Annotated in this window: 16 protein-coding genes and 1 pseudogene; 16 read left to right on the top strand and 1 reads right to left on the bottom strand. The window is 57.2% G+C overall.

Going from position 1 to position 17,240, the window contains the following annotated elements:
* The 7 genes from TX82_RS08655 to TX82_RS08625 form a co-directional block, all read left to right on the top strand.
* Positions 1 to 968: YifB family Mg chelatase-like AAA ATPase (locus tag TX82_RS08655; RefSeq protein ID WP_144079244.1), on the top strand; the 968-nt coding region annotated here is incomplete at its 5' end.
* Between the two features lie 70 nt (positions 969 to 1,038).
* Positions 1,039 to 1,569, top strand: coding sequence for a hypothetical protein (locus TX82_RS08650; RefSeq protein WP_005009412.1), 531 nt, complete (start codon positions 1,039 to 1,041; stop codon positions 1,567 to 1,569).
* A gap of 409 nt (positions 1,570 to 1,978) precedes the next feature.
* A complete protein-coding gene (locus TX82_RS08645; protein ID WP_005009411.1) occupies positions 1,979 to 3,487 on the top strand; it encodes a hypothetical protein in 1,509 nt (502 codons plus the stop codon).
* Entirely contained in the window at positions 3,484 to 4,125 is a 642-nt protein-coding gene (locus TX82_RS08640) for a vWA domain-containing protein (protein ID WP_005009410.1), read from the top strand. The genes TX82_RS08645 and TX82_RS08640 overlap by 4 nt, the downstream gene beginning before the upstream one ends.
* Before the next feature lie 249 nt (positions 4,126 to 4,374).
* Positions 4,375 to 4,899, top strand: a complete 525-nt coding sequence (locus TX82_RS08635) for a hypothetical protein (protein ID WP_005009409.1) — start codon at positions 4,375 to 4,377, stop codon at positions 4,897 to 4,899.
* Between the two features lie 282 nt (positions 4,900 to 5,181).
* Positions 5,182 to 5,520, top strand: a complete 339-nt coding sequence (locus TX82_RS08630) for a hypothetical protein (RefSeq protein ID WP_042250945.1) — start codon at positions 5,182 to 5,184, stop codon at positions 5,518 to 5,520.
* Positions 5,521 to 5,704: 184 nt separating this feature from the next.
* Positions 5,705 to 6,214 (top strand): hypothetical protein, encoded by a 510-nt coding sequence (locus TX82_RS08625; RefSeq protein WP_005009406.1) that lies wholly within the window; start codon positions 5,705 to 5,707, stop codon positions 6,212 to 6,214.
* A gap of 239 nt (positions 6,215 to 6,453) precedes the next feature.
* Here TX82_RS08625 and TX82_RS08615 read toward each other — a convergent pair whose 3' ends face one another.
* Positions 6,454 to 7,002 (bottom strand): hypothetical protein, encoded by a 549-nt coding sequence (locus tag TX82_RS08615; RefSeq protein WP_052338234.1) that lies wholly within the window; start codon positions 7,000 to 7,002, stop codon positions 6,454 to 6,456.
* 199 nt (positions 7,003 to 7,201) lie between these two features.
* On the opposite strand from TX82_RS08615, the gene TX82_RS08610 reads away from it, so the two are divergent.
* The 9 genes and pseudogenes from TX82_RS08610 to ilvD all read left to right on the top strand — a co-directional run bounded on the left by TX82_RS08610 (position 7,202) and on the right by ilvD (position 17,203).
* Positions 7,202 to 8,146: a tyrosine recombinase XerC gene (locus tag TX82_RS08610; RefSeq protein ID WP_042252272.1), complete on the top strand. Its 945-nt coding sequence runs from the start codon at positions 7,202 to 7,204 to the stop codon at positions 8,144 to 8,146.
* A gap of 75 nt (positions 8,147 to 8,221) precedes the next feature.
* A complete protein-coding gene (gene hslV, locus TX82_RS08605; RefSeq protein ID WP_042250939.1) occupies positions 8,222 to 8,761 on the top strand; it encodes an ATP-dependent protease subunit HslV in 540 nt (179 codons plus the stop codon).
* Positions 8,762 to 8,764: 3 nt separating this feature from the next.
* The gene (gene hslU / locus TX82_RS08600; protein WP_005009400.1) at positions 8,765 to 10,180 is read left to right on the top strand and encodes an ATP-dependent protease ATPase subunit HslU; all 1,416 of its coding nucleotides are present in this window, start codon (positions 8,765 to 8,767) and stop codon (positions 10,178 to 10,180) included.
* Between the two features lie 11 nt (positions 10,181 to 10,191).
* On the top strand, positions 10,192 to 11,076 hold the full coding sequence (gene argB / locus TX82_RS08595) for an acetylglutamate kinase (RefSeq protein ID WP_042252269.1): 885 nt from the start codon (positions 10,192 to 10,194) through the stop codon (positions 11,074 to 11,076).
* A 156-nt stretch (positions 11,077 to 11,232) separates the two neighbouring features.
* Positions 11,233 to 12,266, top strand: a pseudogene (gene hrcA / locus TX82_RS17300) (heat-inducible transcriptional repressor HrcA).
* Between the two features lie 18 nt (positions 12,267 to 12,284).
* Positions 12,285 to 12,893, top strand: a complete 609-nt coding sequence (gene grpE / locus TX82_RS08585) for a nucleotide exchange factor GrpE (RefSeq protein WP_005009396.1) — start codon at positions 12,285 to 12,287, stop codon at positions 12,891 to 12,893.
* An 18-nt stretch (positions 12,894 to 12,911) separates the two neighbouring features.
* Complete coding sequence (mutM, locus tag TX82_RS08580) at positions 12,912 to 13,730, top strand: bifunctional DNA-formamidopyrimidine glycosylase/DNA-(apurinic or apyrimidinic site) lyase (RefSeq protein WP_005009395.1); 819 nt, start codon at positions 12,912 to 12,914, stop codon at positions 13,728 to 13,730.
* A 40-nt stretch (positions 13,731 to 13,770) separates the two neighbouring features.
* Complete coding sequence (locus tag TX82_RS08575) at positions 13,771 to 15,411, top strand: B12-binding domain-containing radical SAM protein (protein ID WP_042250936.1); 1,641 nt, start codon at positions 13,771 to 13,773, stop codon at positions 15,409 to 15,411.
* Positions 15,412 to 15,511: 100 nt separating this feature from the next.
* Positions 15,512 to 17,203 carry a dihydroxy-acid dehydratase gene (ilvD, locus tag TX82_RS08570; RefSeq protein ID WP_005009393.1) on the top strand — a complete coding sequence of 564 codons (1,692 nt, stop codon included), beginning with the start codon at positions 15,512 to 15,514 and terminating at the stop codon, positions 17,201 to 17,203.
* Positions 17,204 to 17,240: the final 37 nt, after the last annotated feature.

Genomic DNA, 17,240 nt, shown 5'->3' with positions numbered 1-17,240 from the left:
CGGCGTACGACCTCGATTTCACCGACGTCAAAGGCCAGTACCACGTGAAGCGCGCTTTGGAGATCGCCGCCGCGGGCGGGCACAACATCATCCTCATCGGGCCGCCGGGTTCAGGGAAGTCCATGCTGGCCAAACGCCTGCCCACCATCCTGCCGCCGCTCACGCTCGACGAAGCCATCGAGACAACGAAAATCCACAGCGTGCTCGGCCTCATGAACAACGGCAAGGGACTCATTGCCACGCGGCCGTTTCGGTCGCCGCACCACACCATTTCGGACGCGGGACTCATCGGCGGCGGCAAGGTGCCGATGCCGGGGGAGGTCTCGCTGGCGCACAACGGCGTGCTGTTTCTCGATGAACTTCCGGAGTTCAAACGCAACGCGCTCGAGGTGTTGCGTCAACCGATGGAGGACCGGCAGGTGTGCATCTCGCGCGCGTCGGGGTCGCTCACCTTCCCCACCGGCTTCATGCTGGTGGCGGCGATGAATCCGTGTCCCTGCGGTTACCGCACCGATCCCAAACGCGAGTGCCAGTGCACACCGCCGCAGATCAAGAAATACGTGTCGCGCATTTCGGGACCGATGATGGACCGCATCGACATCCACATCCAGGTGCCTGCCGTCGAGTACAAGGACCTCGCGTCGAATACGGTGGGAGAGCCGTCGTCCGTCCTGCGCCAGCGCGTGCAGAAGGCGCGCGTGCGGCAACTGCAACGCTTTTCGAGTGCGAAGATTTTTTCCAACGCGTCGATGAGTTCGAAGCAGATCAAAACGCACTGCCCGCTGGACGCCGCGTCGCAGAAGATCATGTCCACGGCCATTGACAAGATGGGCATGAGCGCCCGCGCGCACGACCGTATTTTAAAAGTGGCGCGCACCATTGCCGATCTGGCGGGCGACAACGCCGTCGCCGCCGAGCACATCGCCGAAGCCATTCAATATCGAACACTCGATCGAGAAGGAGGTTAGGATACAAACATTATCCATCCCTGCATGCTAGTTTGCAGGAACATCAGGAATAAAAAGGGAGGGCACGAAAATGATTCGCATCATTCTTTCGGTTTCGCTTTTTATCATCCTTGCAGGAAGTACCGGTTGCTCTGCCATCCTCGCTCTCACGCCCGACACCGAAGACCCGTCCGTCATCCGCACCGGCACCACACAGGAAGAAATTGAAAACGAGTTCGGCAGTCCCGTGGAAGTCTCCACCGACCGCGAAGGCACACTGTACATTTACGAGTTCGAGATCGAACCCACAGGCGATCCCACACCCGGCTGGCGGGCCACCTATTACAGCATGTGGGACCTCTTCACCCTGCTGATACTGGAACCCAAGTTCTGGTACGACGAGATCAAGTGGGAGGCCAACTATCTGGTGAAGATCCGGTATCATCCCCGGACTCACACCGTGACTTACTTTTCCATTCCCAAATGCCACGGCGACTGCGACGAGAGAACATGGGTGGAGGTGACAAAACTCGCTACTCAATACGATCCCTACACCGAAACCCTGACCTACAGATGGAATCCCAAATACGTGTTCAGCAAAGTGCGGCGGGGTGGACGCTGAACAGTGCTAATGCTCAATTCGGAACGCGGCTGAACAGAAAAAACATGGCGGCGGTTTTCATCGCACATTCATGGAACCGACGCGCCGCCGCCAACAATCCAACACGCGTTCTTTCGCCGTCAAAATCCGGGCGTTTCGGCAATGGGTCTGATTTTCTGAACATTGGGCAGAAAATCATAAACGCGGGTGACTTTTTTTGTTACCGTTTTTGACGCCCTCCCCTCCCCCCCAGTTGATTCTTAAAATCAAGATTCCTCTTGCACGGCGAAATCCAATCCCTTTGTAAAAGATTTACATCTTGAGCCCGTTTGGTACGCGTATTGCGACATTAAACAGGCATGAAACCGAATGGAAGGGGAATCCGTTTTCCATAGATTGGTTTTTCACAACCATGACCTGAGAGGAAATCATGAACCAGCCCGAAAACCAAAACACGTTATGGACCCTGCTGGTCAACCAGCCCGCCTGGTCCGCGTTGTTGATGCTTGTTGCGATGATGGCGCTGTACATGGGACGCAAGCCCGTGCACGCCGGACTCCAGCGCCTGGTGGCGACGGTGTACTCCGGCTTCCGCCTGGCGTCCCGCTCACTGTTCAAAGCGGAAAAACGCCTGTGCGAACGCAACAAGGAAGTCCTGCTGGAATTGGGACAGGACCACATGGAACGTAAGATCGAACGCGAGTTTTTCCGCGTGAACGCGGTGGTGGAACGCGACCTCGCCCGCTATCCCGAACTGCAGAAGGTCATCGCTGACCAGATCACGCAGATCGAAGAGGACTACAAACAGTGCGGGCAGGAAGTGCCGCCGACGCCGGAATGGATCGAGGCCGTGGAAGTGGTGGCGAAGCTGAAGGTCGATCACAAGAACAATCCGCTGACCGCCAACATCCTGAAGAGCATCCATGAAGCGTCGGAGAAACATCACCGCGAAGTGGTGCGCGAGTACCGCGACAGCGTGGCCAAGCGGCACGCCCTGTTGCAGACCCTGCGCCCGTACTGGCGGAAACTGGTGAACTCCGTGGACGAAGTCGGCAAAACCCTGCGCGGCCTGCTCGACCGGGCCCGCGACATCGACCAGCACATGGACCGCTACGTCGAGATCATCAACAAGACCGACAAGGCGGAACGGACTTTGCGCGCCTCGGCGGCGGTGCAGTTTGCAGTATCATTGCTCGTCGTGCTCATCGCCACCGGCGGCGCCATCATCAACTTCAACCTCATCGCCCTGCCCATGTCCGAGATGGTCGGCTCCACCGCGCAGATCGGTGGCATGAAGGTGTCGGACATCGCGGCGCTCGTCATCATCTTCGTCGAGATGTCGATGGGGTTGTTTTTGATGGAAGCGTTGCGCTTCACGCGCTTGTTCCCGGTGATCGGCACCATGGACGACCGCCTGCGCATCCGCATGATCTGGGTCACGTTCGGCATCCTGTTCACGCTGGCGTGTGTGGAAGCGGCGCTGGCGTTCATGCGCGACCAGATCGCCATGGACCTGAGCGCGCTCCGTCATTCGCTGACGGCCACCGGCGGTGAACTGGAAGCCGTGCCGGTGAGCGGCGTCAACTCCTGGATTCCGATGCTCGGCCAGATGGTGATGGGTTTCATCCTGCCCTTCGCCCTGACCTTCGTCGCCATTCCGCTGGAGACGCTCATGCATTCCTGCCGCAGCGTGTTCGGCGACCTGCTGGCGTTGACCATCCGCAGTCTCGCGGTGCTGTTCCGCATTCTTGGGAGCGGCTTCAAAAACCTGGGTCTGTTGATGACCCATGTGTACGACATCTTCATCTTCCTGCCTTTGTGGCTGGAGCAGATGTTGAAAACCCGTCACAAATCCTCCGGCGAAGCGGGCAGTGGAACCCCGCCCACCGCGGAGATGCTGATGGATTCTAAAACCCGAATCGAACAGGTGGCAAAATGAAACGAATGATTTCAGTTCTATTATGCATCCTGTTTTTCTACGGATGCGCCGAGCAGGCCTCAAACAGCCGGGGCGTGTACCTTCTGCTCGACACATCCGGTACCTACACGAAGGAGTTGAGGAAGGCCCAGCAGATCATCAACTACCTGCTGGGAACGCTCGGTCCCGGTGACACCATGGCCGTGGCACGCATCGACAGCGCCAGCTTCAGCGAGAAGGACATCGTCGCCAAGGTGACGTTCGACTCGCGGCCGTCCGTGGCCAACGCGCAGAAACGCAAGTTTGCCGAGATCGTCAACGACTTCGTCGAGAAAGTGAAAGGCAGTCAGTACACGGACATCTCCGGCGGTTTGTTCCAGGCCATCGAGTACCTGAATGAAGTCGAGGCCTCGAACAAGCACATCCTCATCTACTCCGACCTCAAGGAGGAACTGCCGGAGGGCTACAACCGCAACCTCAAGTTCACCCTCGACGGATTCAAGGTGCGCGCGTTGAACGTGACCAAGCTGCGCGCCGACAACGTGAATCCGGAAGAGTACGTGGACCGGTTGAAAATCTGGCAGCAGAAGGTGGAAACCGGAGGCGGTAATTGGGAAGTGGTCAACGACCTCGACCGCGAAGACGCCCTGATGCTGTAACCGATTCACGGATGATTCGGCCAAGCGCCGCACTGGCATCCCCATCTCAGGCACCCGCCGCCCCCACCGGTGGCGGGGAGGGGGCCAGTGCGGCCCGCCTTTTTGAAATGCGGTTGGGTTTTTGCGCAAAATTCATTTTTCTCTAAGCCCCGGGTTTCAAAAATACTTTCAAAAACTCCGCAGATCGGTGACAATTCATTTCGGACTTTCGGTACGAATTCATTCCGCAGAATTATGGAGAAACCCGCCATGTTTAAACGCCACACCCTTCACGGCATCGCTTTTCTCGCAATCCTGTTTATGGCCTCCGGCTGTTCCGTCATCATGGCTTTGTCCGGCGATCCGGAACCCAACTTTGCCGTCATTCAACCTGGCGCCTCGCGATCCATGGTGGAGAAGGAATTGGGAACCCCGTTTCACACGGACCAGCAGAGCGGCCAGCGTACAGACTGGTATCGTTACGAACTGGGCAACGCGCCGAATGGCGACCGGGCGCTGGCCAATTTCGCTCTCGATGTCTACTCCATCCTGCTGTGGGAAATCATAGCCACTCCGCGTGAGCTCATGATGGGTGACGACCATGAAATGTCGGTGGTGTACGGTCCGGGAGACCGCGTCATTGCGGTCCATCGTGAAGATGAGGAAACGGTGGCCGAACCCATCCACCTGGGAAACACCCCGCTCCCCGGCAAGGAGAAATCCACAGGCACACAACCCATCGAAACTCCAGGCAATCAACCCGTGCCCGGTGGACGCCCCCCCTCAAGTCGATAAAGCAATCGGGTGGCCGGCCAGGGTTTCTTTATCACGGCCGAAACCCAGAAGGAAACCGGCACACAACCACGAGCCCTGCATATTGCATAAACCACCTAACCGTGGTAGGTTTTTGACGTAACGGCAAAAGGCCCTTCAAGGGATTTTCCAAGTCATTTTGGTGGGTCTGGCCGGGGGCATTGACGCAAACCAGAGCCCCGTTCCATAGCTTTCGCCTGGGGGGCTATCCTCCCAGTGATATTCATCTTTGTGGATTCAACTGACGAGGAGACAACGATGAGAATGACCCAGAAACTCTGGCTGTGGATGCTTGTAACGGCTCTGGCGGTGGGGGTTCCCTCCGTGGCCCTTGCCGACCCGAAAGCCGAACCCGACCCCTGTGCCGCCGTCAATGATATGGACGAAAAGAACCTCTGCCGGGCCTTTGAAATCGAGAAAAAGCTCACAGCGGAAGAAAAGAAAAACCGTTACCAAAATAAAAATCACAGTTCCTATTATTGTTCGCTCATCAGAAGCCGGGATAAACAGGCCTATTGCTACGCCGTGGTGAATAAGGAACAAAGCCAGTGTGGTTTTATCGTGAATACCGACCTGGAGAAACAGTGCAATTCCAAGTTTTGAAAAACGTAGGAAATTGTCCTATTGCAGCGCTCCCGGCAAAAGGCCGGGGGCGCTTTTTTTATGCCCATCGGCCGGACCCTCTTTCCAGACGAAGGCACCCGTCCCACAATAATTGTTGAGTTTTCCGGAAATATTGCCGAAAATATAGGTAGAGGATTTAACCCCTTCCCGGGGAGGATTTGCGATGGAATCGCTGGACTATCATCAGATTCGGGATTACTGCCGAACCGCCGTCGACATGGCGGAGGAACTGGGTGCCTATGACGGGCTTTCTTTCCTCATCGGTGAAAAGTTTTATTCGCTGATACTGGCCCTCAAACAGGCGGAAGCGAAAGTCGAATTTCTTTACAACGCCGGGGAAACCGGTGAGGACGAGGCAGTCGAATCACCCCTTTCCGGAAACACGGAAATCCACCAGGGATACCTGCTCGCCATCCAGAACAATTACCAGAAAGCTCTCGAAAAAATCGAGGATCTCAGCCAGTTGCGCAACGACTTTGTTGAGGAAATCAAGGAAGCGTTTGAGCTTGATGATATCCGCGAATACCTGGAATCGTATCCACGGTTTGGTGGCAACGAGTCGGAGTTCGGCATATTGCTGAAGGAAGACGATCAACCGATTGAATACAAGGACGTGATGTCGGAAATCGACGACATCTTTCTGGTTGAGGAAATCAAGAAGCTATTTTATTGAGGAGGAAAGCAAGGCTCCCTTGTACCGTTTTTCTTTCCTTCCAGACCACACTCCGCTACAATCCGTTTTCATGAAACAAAAGTTATCCGAAAAAACCCGGTTGATCCTGGGCTTTGTCATTCTGTGTGCAATGACTGTGGGAATTCTGTTCACAGGGCCCGGTTTCAGTTTCACCTATCAGGTGATTTTTACATCTCTGGCCTTGTTCCTGTTGTTCTGGCTGATCACCTGATCCGTCGTCAACGCACCAGCCACGTCGCTGCCGCCGCAACGAGAGCCGCCGCGCCCAGGCCAAGCCCGGTCAGCGCAAGCGTCTTGAGACCTGCCAGCTTGTCGTCCGTTTCCTTCTTCACGGTATCGAGTTGGGAGGCGATCTCGGCTTTCAAGGTTTCTTCCATTTTTGCCTGCATGTCGTCACGGATGGCATCCACCTTTTGCTGAATACGGGCGTCCTGTGCATCCAACAGTTTCTGGTTTAACGCGTCGGCCTGTTTGCCAATCTCGTCTTTAACCATTTCACGCGCATCGTACTTCCATTCATCCATTTGCTGGCGCAGGACATCGAGCCGCTGTTGAATGGTGTTCTGCAGTTTGGGCTCGATGTTTTCGGAAATCTTCTCCAGACTGTCGCGCGCGTTGGAAATGGCTTCATGCAGGCTTTCTTCGATCTCTTCTTCCAACGCCTGCTTGCGGTTCTCCACATGTTCGGAGAGCAGTTCCGTTTTCTCCCGCAACTCGGAGAGAATGCGCAGGTTCTCCCGTGCCTTTTGTTCTTCTTCTGGACTCATAAGCATACCGATTGCCTTTTCATGGTTGGATTGCGAATTACATATTAGATGAGTTTTTTCTGAATGTTTTTAAAAATTTCCTGCACACACCCGCACAACCGACCCCACATAATGTCTCCCAGCAAGGCCAAAGACCGCCGCCTTGACTTCCCCCGCTTCGGGGGATACAGTGTATATCATTGAAAACTATGGCCAAATCATGGATAAACTGATCCAATCCTTCCGCACCCACCTGGTGGGGGAGAAAAATGCCTCGCCCAATACGGTGACGGGTTACCTGAAAGACCTCGAGCAGTTCGCGGGGTTCCTGCGCCAGACTGGGCATGCCTGCACCGCAGACGGGACGATCGACATCCACCAGGTCGACCGGCTGGCGGTGCGTTCGTACCTCGCATACCTATATGAACAATCCTGCACCGGCAGCACCATGAACCGCAAGTTGTCGGCGCTTCGCACCTTTTTCCAGTTTCTATGCAGGGAGAACTATATCAAAACCAACGTAGTGAAAACCATCCCGGCGCCGCGAAAAAAGAACGCGCTCCCCGCCTACCTCACGGTGGACGAGATGTTCCGCCTGCTGGAGCTTCCCGCAAAGGAAGGGTTTCTCGGCATACGCGACCGCGCCATGCTGGAGTTGTTCTACGGCACCGGCATGCGTATCAGCGAGTTGACCGGACTTACCCTCGCCTCCATTCACCTCGACGAGCGCCGGGTCAATGTGCTCGGCAAGGGAAAAAAAGAACGCATTTTGCCCCTCGGCCGGAAAGCCGCGGATGCGGTCCGCGCTTATATGAAAGAGAGGCAGGCACTGCTCGCAAAGAAAAAACCAGAGCTGCCTCCCGCGCAACTGTTCCTCAACACCCGCGGCGGAGCGGTGACGGTGCGCGGGGTGCGCAAGATCCTCCACCGCTACCTGGGACCGGCCTTTTCAAAAGGGGTGTCCCCCCATTCCCTGCGTCATTCCTTCGCAACACATTTGCTCGAAGGCGGGGCGGATTTGCGTTCCATTCAGGAAATGCTGGGACACGCCAGTCTCTCCACCACGCAGAAATACACGCATCTGACCATCGACCGGCTGATGGAGACTTATGACAAATCCCACCCACGCGCCCAACAATTGGATGCCAATTCGGCCAAACCATGATAAAAAAGCAGGACGGTTTTCCACGAAACCACGGAAACCTGCATTGCCAACCCGCTTTAAAAATACCCGGTCCACATGGATTCCCAGACACCACATGGAACAACAATATTGTCCGTCCGCCACCAGGGGCAGGTCGCCATGGGCGGCGACGGGCAGGTGACACTCGGCCCGACGGTGATGAAGCACTCGGCGCAAAAGGTCCGCCGGATGTACAACAACCAGATCATTGCCGGATTCGCCGGCGGCACGGCGGATGCGTTCGCCCTGTTTGCGCGGTTCGAGGAAAAGCTGGAAAAATACAACGGCAACCTGTCACGCGCGGCGGTGGAACTGGCCAAGGACTGGCGCACCGACAAACTCCTGCGCCGGCTGGAAGCCATGCTTCTCGTTGCGAACAAGGATAACAGCTTCCTCATTTCCGGAACGGGCGACGTGATCGAACCGGACGACGGCATCATCGCCATCGGCTCCGGAGGCATGTTTGCGCAGTCGGCCGCGAAAGCGCTGGCACGCCACTCGAGCCTGACCGCCCGGCAGATCGTGGAAGAGGCCATGAAGATTGCGCAGGACGTCTGCATCTACACCAATGATCATCTCACCATCGAGGAGTTGTGAACGATGGCGGATCTCTCGACCCAGACCCCGAAAACCGTTAAAGAACGGGAAACGTTTTTGGCGGCACTCACGCCGAAGGCCATCGTGCACGAACTCAACCGGTTCATCGTCGGTCAGGAAAAAGCCAAGCGCGCCGTCGCCGTGGCGCTCCGCAACCGCTGGCGGCGTCAGCAGTTGGATCCGGAACTGCGCGAGGAAGTCGCCCCGAAAAATATTCTCATGATCGGCCCCACCGGGGTCGGCAAGACAGAAATCGCAAGGCGGCTGGCGAAGCTGTCGAAATCGCCCTTCATCAAAGTCGAGGCATCGAAGTACACCGAAGTCGGCTACGTCGGCCGCGATGTGGAGTCGATGATCCGCGACTTGGTGGAACTGACGCGCAACATGGTGCGGCAGGAGCAGGAAGAGGACGTGCAGAAGGAGGCCAGGAAAGGGGCGGAAGAGCGCCTGCTCGACATACTTCTGCCGCCGCACCCCAGCCAGCGGCACCCGGGCCAGAAGGAATACGAACTGGACGACCTCGGCCAGCAACAGTACCAGCAGACGCGTGAGAAGTTCCGCGGATATCTGCACGAAGGCAAATTCGACGACCGCGACGTGGAGATCGAGGTGCAGGCCAAGTCGCCGTACATGGTCGATATCATGTCACCGCCCGGCATGGAGGACATGGATTCCAACATCAAGGACATGCTGGGCAACCTGATGCCGAAAAAAACCTCCCACAAGAAAATGAAAGTGCCGGAGGCATTGAAGGTGCTGACGCAGGAGGAAGCGGAAAAACTGGTGGACCAGGACAAGGTCAACCAGGAAGCGGTCGAAAGGGCCCAGCAAAGCGGTATCGTGTTCATCGACGAAATCGACAAGATCACCGCGCGCTCCGGCATGAGCGGCGGACCCGACGTTTCCCGTGAAGGGGTTCAACGCGACCTCCTGCCCATTGTCGAAGGCGCATCGGTCTCCACCAAGTACGGCATCGTCAAGACCGATCACATCCTGTTCATCTCAGCCGGCGCGTTCCATTCATCGAAACCGTCGGACCTGATCCCGGAGTTTCAGGGACGATTCCCGATCCGCGTCGAGTTGGAGTCGCTCACGCAAAAGGATTTCGTGCTCATCCTCACGGAACCGGGCAATGCGCTCATCAAGCAGTACTCGGCACTGCTCAATACCGAGGGCATCGACCTCACGTTCACCGACGACGCAATCGAAGAGATCGCGTCGATGGCGGCGCAGGTCAACGAACGCACCGAGAACATTGGCGCACGCAGACTGCAAACCGTCATGGAAAAACTGCTGGAAGACCTGTTGTTCGACGCCTCGACGATGGAGGCGCAAACCGTAACCATTGAAGGCTCACAGGTGAAAGAAAAACTGGGTGGCATCATAGAGGACCAGGACCTGAGCCGCTACATCCTGTAATGGACCGAAACATGGAAGCATTGATCAACAAAGCCGAGATGCTGATCGAGGCCCTGCCTTACATCAAAAGCTTTTACAGGAAAACATTCGTCATCAAGTACGGTGGCAACGCCATGGTTTCCGAAGAATTGAAGGATACCTTCGCGCTGGACGTGGTGATGATGAAGTACATCGGCATCAATCCCGTCATCGTGCACGGCGGCGGCCCGCAGATCGGCAAGACCCTTGAGATGTTCGGCATCGAGTCGCAGTTCATCGACGGCCACCGCATCACCTCCAAAGAAATGATCGATGTGGTGGAAATGGTTCTCGGCGGCAAGGTGAACCAGGATATCGTGACGCTCATCAACAGCCACGACGGCAACGCAGTGGGCATCACCGGCAAGGACGGCAACCTCATCCAGGCGAAGCGGTACAAGCACGTCAAGAAATCGCCGGAGACGAACCAGTCGGAGATCATCGATCTTGGCCTGGTGGGCGAGATCACGCAAGTGAACGTGCGCATCCTGCAGGAAATCGACGAAGCCGGGTTCATCCCCGTCATCGCGCCGATCGGCCAGGGCGACAAGGGCGAAACGCTCAATATCAACGCCGACATCGTCGCTTCGAAAGTCGCATCCGCGCTGAAGGCGGAAAAGCTCCTGCTCATGACCGACACCGAGGGTGTGAAGGGTAAAAACGGCAAACTCATTCCCAACCTCACCCGGCGAAAAGCGCAGGAACTCATCAAATCCAAAGTCATCAAGGACGGCATGTTGCCCAAGGTGAACTGCTGCCTCGACGCGTTGAAAGCGGGCGTCGGCAAAACTCACATCATCGATGGCCGTGTGCGCCACTCCCTGTTGCTCGAAATCTTCACGAAAGAAGGCGTCGGCACGCAGATCGTGGACAAATAAACCCCGCTGCCCGCCCCTTTCGGCCATCAGCCCCGTAAATTCCCATTCCATAAGCGTTTCCGTCTTTCCCGTCAGCCTGTGAAAGGTTGACATACCCCGTGGACATTGCTAATTTTAAATATTTGGACGGTTATAAATCAGGACCTTATCACAACCATGCCCTCGACCCGTATAGACGACAGATCGCGCACCATTCTGATGGAGACGGTGAGCAATTACATCACCACGGCGGAACCCGTCGGTTCCGGCACCATCTCGCGCAATCTTGAGCAGCGCCTGAGTCCTGCCACCATACGCCACGTGATGGCGGACCTGGAGGAAATGGGGTTCCTGCACCAGCCGCACACCTCGGCGGGACGCGTCCCCACCGACCAGGGCTACCGGTTTTTCGTCAACGAGCTGTTGCAGATTCAGATCCAGAACCCCGCGCCGCTGGCGGCGTTCCCGCGCGATCTCCAGCAACATTCGCTGGATGAGATTCTGGAGTCGGCGTGTTCGTTTCTCTCCACCTGTTCGCACCAGGCGGGGCTGGTGATGGTGCCCAGCTTCTGGGACCTCGCGCTCAAGAACATCCAGTTCATCCACCTCACCTCCGGCAAACTGCTGGCGGTGTTCGAGTCGCAGATGGGCATGTTGCAGAACAAGATCATCGAAACCGGCGAGGCGCTGTCGCAGGATCGATTGAACGCAGTTTCCAATTACCTGAACCGCGAGTTCGGCGGGCGGTCGCTGAAAGCCATTCGGCAGGAACTTCAGCACCGTAAAAAAATGAACGGGCGCGCTACAACGAACTGGTGAAAAGAGCGAGCGAGCTGTGGGTGCAGATGTTCCCCGACGAGCACAACGCGGAGCTGTTGATCGACGGCCTCATCAACCTGCTCGACCAGCCGGAGTTTTCCGAAAACGTCGAGAAGATGAAGCGACTCATGAAAACCGTCGAGGAAAAGGCGAAGCTAATCAGACTGCTCGACCAGTGCATGCTGGAAGACGGCCTCACCGTGTTGATCGGCGAGGAAAACCCGGACGAGGATCTGGAAGGCTTCAGCCTCATCGCGCAGAACTACCGCATGGGCGAAGAAAAACTGGGCACGCTCGCGGTGTTCGGTCCCAAGCGCATGGATTATCAGAAAATGATCGGAATCGTGAACTCGACCGCAGACAACGTGTCGGAGTTTTTGACAAATAAATAAAGGAGTGCCAACCGCATTATGAGTAAGAAAAGCGACACCTACGATAAAGCCGAAGAGGAAAAGAAAATCGACGCCGAAGACGCCGCCGAAACGGGAGAGCCTGCCAATGATGCGGCGGAACCGGAAGTGGTGAACGAGGACTCCGCGGAGACGCTTCTTAAAAAAAAGGACGAGGAACTCGCCGAAATGCGGAACGAAGTGCTCCGCATGCGCGCCGATGTGGAAAACATCCGCCGCCGCCTGACCAAGGAAAAGGAAGACGCCATCGCCTTCGCCAACCAGAAGCTCATCAAAAGCCTCATTCCGGTGTTCGACAACCTCGACCGCGCGCTCAAGGCGCCGGACACCAACGTGGAAAGCCTGAAGGAAGGCGTGCGCATGACCGCCAAGCAATTCGAGGCGATCTTCGAGAAGGAAAAGGTCGAACCCATCACCGCCGTCGGCGAGAAGTTCGATCCCTCCGTACACGAGGTCCTGGCGCAGATCGAGTCGCACGAGCACGAGGAAAACACCGTCATTGAGGAATACGTGCGCGGTTACAAGATGAACGGACGCGTCCTGCTTCCGGCCAAAGTCGCCACCGCCAAAAAACCGAGCGGGGACAAACCCGCCGATCCTGCCGCCTGAGGCACAGCCGCCCGCCCCATGCCCGAACTGCCGGAGGTCGAAACCCTGCGCCGGGCGTTGTTGCCGCTCATTCCCGGAAAACGCCTGGCCGCGTTGAAATTTTACCGGCCCGATCTGCGCTTTCCCATCCCGACCGAAACCCTGACGGAAACTCTCACCGGCGCGGTGCTCTCCGACATCACCCGCATCGGCAAATACCTGTTACTGCATTTTTCTGGCGGGGCCATGCTGTGGCACCTTGGCATGAGCGGCAGGGTCGAGCAGGGTCCGTCGCTCACCCCCATCCACAAACACGACCACGCCGTATTTCATTTCGAGCCGGACATCTATCTCCACTTCGTCGACCCGCGCCGCTTCGGCTGCATTCTGTGGGTGCCTGACGGCAAGGGCCATCCGCTGATCGATCATCTGGGACCCGACCCGCTCGCGCCCACCACCACGGCGAAGGACCTGAAAGCACGCGCCCGTACCTGCAAGGGGCCGATCAAGGGATTCCTCATGAACGCCACGCGGCTGGCGGGCATCGGCAACATCTACGCCTGCGAGTCCCTGCACGCGGCACTCATCCATCCCAACCGCCCCGCCAGCAAACTCACCCTGCCGCAATGGGAAACACTGCTCGCCACCCTGCGGGTCACGCTGGAGAAAAGCATCGCCTCTGGCGGGACGACCTTGCGTGATTTTTTCAGCGCGGATGGATCACCGGGTTACTACACACTGGACCTCACCGTGTACGGCCGTGAGAACCAACCGTGCAAGCGATGCGGCGCCCCTATCGTGCGCAAAGTCCACTCCGGCCGCTCCACCTTCTTCTGCCGCGTCTGCCAAAAGAGATAACGCTTACCACCCACCCCGCAGTAATGCTATCCTTGAAGCCATGCAACCCTCGATCGGTCTCATCACGCTCAACGCGAAGTTCATCCATACCGCGGTCAGCCTGCGCTATTTGCGCAACGCCGCCCGCCGTTCGGGTTATAAGAATGTGTGGATCGAGGAGTTCACCATCCACCAGCCGGTGTGGAAAATCGCCGCCGAAATCCAGAAACACCGGCCCGATATCCTGGGCATCGGCGTGTATATCTGGAACCGCAGGCAATGCTTCGAGTTGGTCGAATATTTGAAGAAGCAGAATCCGGATTTGAAGATTGTGCTCGGCGGACCGGAGGTGTCGTTCGAAATGCCGCACACCGACGACTACACCATCATTTCCGGCGAGGGCGAGGCGCGTTTCGTCGAGTACCTGGGTTACGCCGCGAACAACGAATCGCCGCCGCCAGACGTGCTGGAACGCTGGCTTGTTTACGGCGGCGACCTGCCGGACCTCCACGCCCCCTACACGGAAGAAGACTGGCCGTATCTGAAAAATCGCTACGCGTACGTCGAGACCTCGCGGGGCTGTCCGTACCTGTGCTCGTTCTGCCTGTCGGCGCTGGACAAGACCGTTCGCTATTTCGACGACCACGCGGTGCGCCAACAGATCGAGGACATCGTGAAGGCGGGCGTCGGCAAGGTGAAGTTCGTCGACCGCACCTTCAACCTGCAACCGCGCCGCATGCGCGACCTCATGCAGTGGCTCACGCAGTTCCCGGAAGTCGAGTTTCATTTCGAAGTGGTGGGCGACTTGCTCAACGACGGCATGCTTGAGTTTCTCGACACCGTGCCGCCGGGCATGTTCCAGTTCGAGATCGGAATCCAGACCGCCACCGATCCGGTCCAGCAGACCATCCAGAGAAAACAGAACAACGACAAACTGTTCGCCACAATCAAACAGTTGATCGCGCAGGACCGCGTGCATGTGCACTGCGACCTCATATTCGGCCTGCCCGGCGAGACGTACGAGCAGATGATGGAATCGTTTAAGGAAGTGTTCGCCCTGCGCCCGCACGAGGTGCAGTTGGGATTCCTCAAGTTCCTGCCCGGCGCGCCGGTGAAGGACCAGATTGAAAAAGAAAAATACCGCTACCTTTCCACGCCCCCGTATGAAGTGATTGCCAACCGGCTTGTGTCCGCCGAACAGTTCAGTTACCTGAAACGCTTCACCGAAATGTTTGACCTGTTCTACAACTCGCAACGCTTCCGCTTCACGCTGGAACACATCCTGCGCGACCAGCCCCCCATCGAGGTGTTCGACCGCCTGCTGGCTCACGTCGAACAGCACACCGGGTTTCACGGCGGCATCTCACTCGACCGCCAGTACCTGTTTCTGGCCGAATGCTTCGATTTGCTGAACGATCCGCTGGCGCTTGATTTGCTCAAGCTCGATTACCTGTACCACCAGCGCACGTTTCACCTGCCGGGGTTCATGCGCGCGCGCCTGCCGCAAAACGGATCGACAAAGCTCCGCACCTGGTCCGGCGACCGCAAGACGCCGCTCGTGCCCTTTTCGCACGAGATCGAGGTGAACCGCTGGCAGGCCCGCCTTTCGCCTTCCCCAAGCCCTGTGTATTACGCCGTGGCGCACGCGCCGAAGGGGGCGGGTTACTTCACACGCCCCGCCCTGCACCGCGTGGAAGGCTGATTCCGCCATTTTTGTTTTCAAATCCGTCCCGGCCGTTATATGATGAACGGTCAATTCACCCTATTCATAAACAAATTGGAGAGACTCTAAGGAGAAGATCATGTCAGACGCCAGTGAAACACCGCTCAATCCCCGCAGCCGAACGATCACCCAAGGCGACCGCCGTGCGCCCAACCGCGCCATGTTGCGCGCAGTGGGCTTCAAGGACGAAGATTTCGAGAAGCCGATCGTGGGCATTGCCAACGGACAGAGCAACATCACGCCCTGCAATGCGGGACTGGGCAAGCTGGCGGACATTGCCTCTGCGGAGATTTACAACAACGGCGGCATGGCGCAGATGTTCGGCACCATCACCATCAGCGACGGCATCAGCATGGGCACCGAAGGCATGAAATGTTCGCTGGTCAGCCGCGAAGTCATCGCCGACTCGATCGAAACCGTATGCCGGGGTTCGTCCATGGACGGCGTGCTCGCCATCGGCGGCTGCGACAAGAACATGCCCGGCGCCATGATCGCCATGGCGCGGCTCAACATCCCCGCCGTTTTCGTGTACGGCGGCACCATCAAGCCCGGCCACCTGGGCGATCAGGATCTCACGGTCGTCAGCGCGTTCGAAGCCGTCGGCAAGTTCAGCGCCGGGACCATCGACCAGGACGAATTGACCGACATCGAAAAGAACGCATGTCCCGGTTTCGGGTCGTGTGGCGGCATGTTCACCGCCAACACGATGTCGTCGGCGTTCGAGGCGATGGGCATGAGCCTGCCGTACAGTTCGACCATGTCCAACGAAGACAAGGAAAAGGAAAACAGCACGCGCGAAAGCGGTATCGCTTTGATGAACCTGATCAGGAACAACATCCTGCCGCGCGATATCATCACGCGAAAGTCGCTGGAGAACGCCATCACGGTGGTCATGGCGGTCGGCGGTTCCACCAATGCGGTCCTTCATCTGCTGGCAATCGCGCACAGTGCGGGCATCGGGCTTTCAATCGACGACTTCGAAACCATCCGCAAGCGCGTGCCGTTGTTCTGCGATTTGAAGCCTTCCGGCCGATATGTTACGGTTGACCTTCATCGATCCGGAGGCATTCCGCAAGTCATGAAGTTGTTGTTGAATGCAGGGTTGCTTCACGGCGACTGCATGACCTGCACCGGCAAAACGATCGCTGAAAACCTGAAAGACGTACCGGATCAGCCGGCGGCGAACCAGGATGTCATCCTTCCGTTGGACCAACCCAAAGCGAAGGAAGGACACCTCGTTATCTTGAAAGGCAACCTCGCACCAGAGGGGGCCGTTGCAAAAGTTTCGGGCATCAAGACACACGTTCTCACCGGACCGGCCCGCGTTTTTGAAAGCGAAGAAGAGTGTCTGGATGCAATTATTGAAAATAAAATCAAAGAAGGAGACATCATTGTCATCCGCTATGAAGGGCCAAAAGGCGGACCCGGCATGCGTGAAATGCTGGCACCGACATCAGCGATTGTCGGAAAAGGCTTGGGTGACAAGGTCGGTTTGATCACCGACGGCCGGTTTTCAGGAGGCACTTTCGGACTGGTTGTCGGACACATTGCACCCGAAGCGCAGGAAGGCGGACCGATTGCGCTGGTCCGCGAAGGCGACTCGATCACGCTCGACGTCGACCGCAACCTCATTGAGGTGAGTTTGAGCAGTGAGGAAATGCAAGCCCGGCGGGCCGAATGGAAGGCCCCGCCCATCAAATATCAGACCGGCGTGCTTGCCAAGTACGCCAAATTGGTTGCTTCGTCCTCCAAAGGTGCGGTAACGGATTAGTCGGTATTAATTCGATACCCACTGTAAAAAGTTCTCG

It is taken from the genome of Nitrospina gracilis 3/211 (assembly GCF_000341545.2).
Classification (GTDB): Bacteria; Nitrospinota; Nitrospinia; order Nitrospinales; family Nitrospinaceae; genus Nitrospina; species Nitrospina gracilis.
This window is presented reverse-complemented; position numbering and strand designations above follow the sequence as displayed.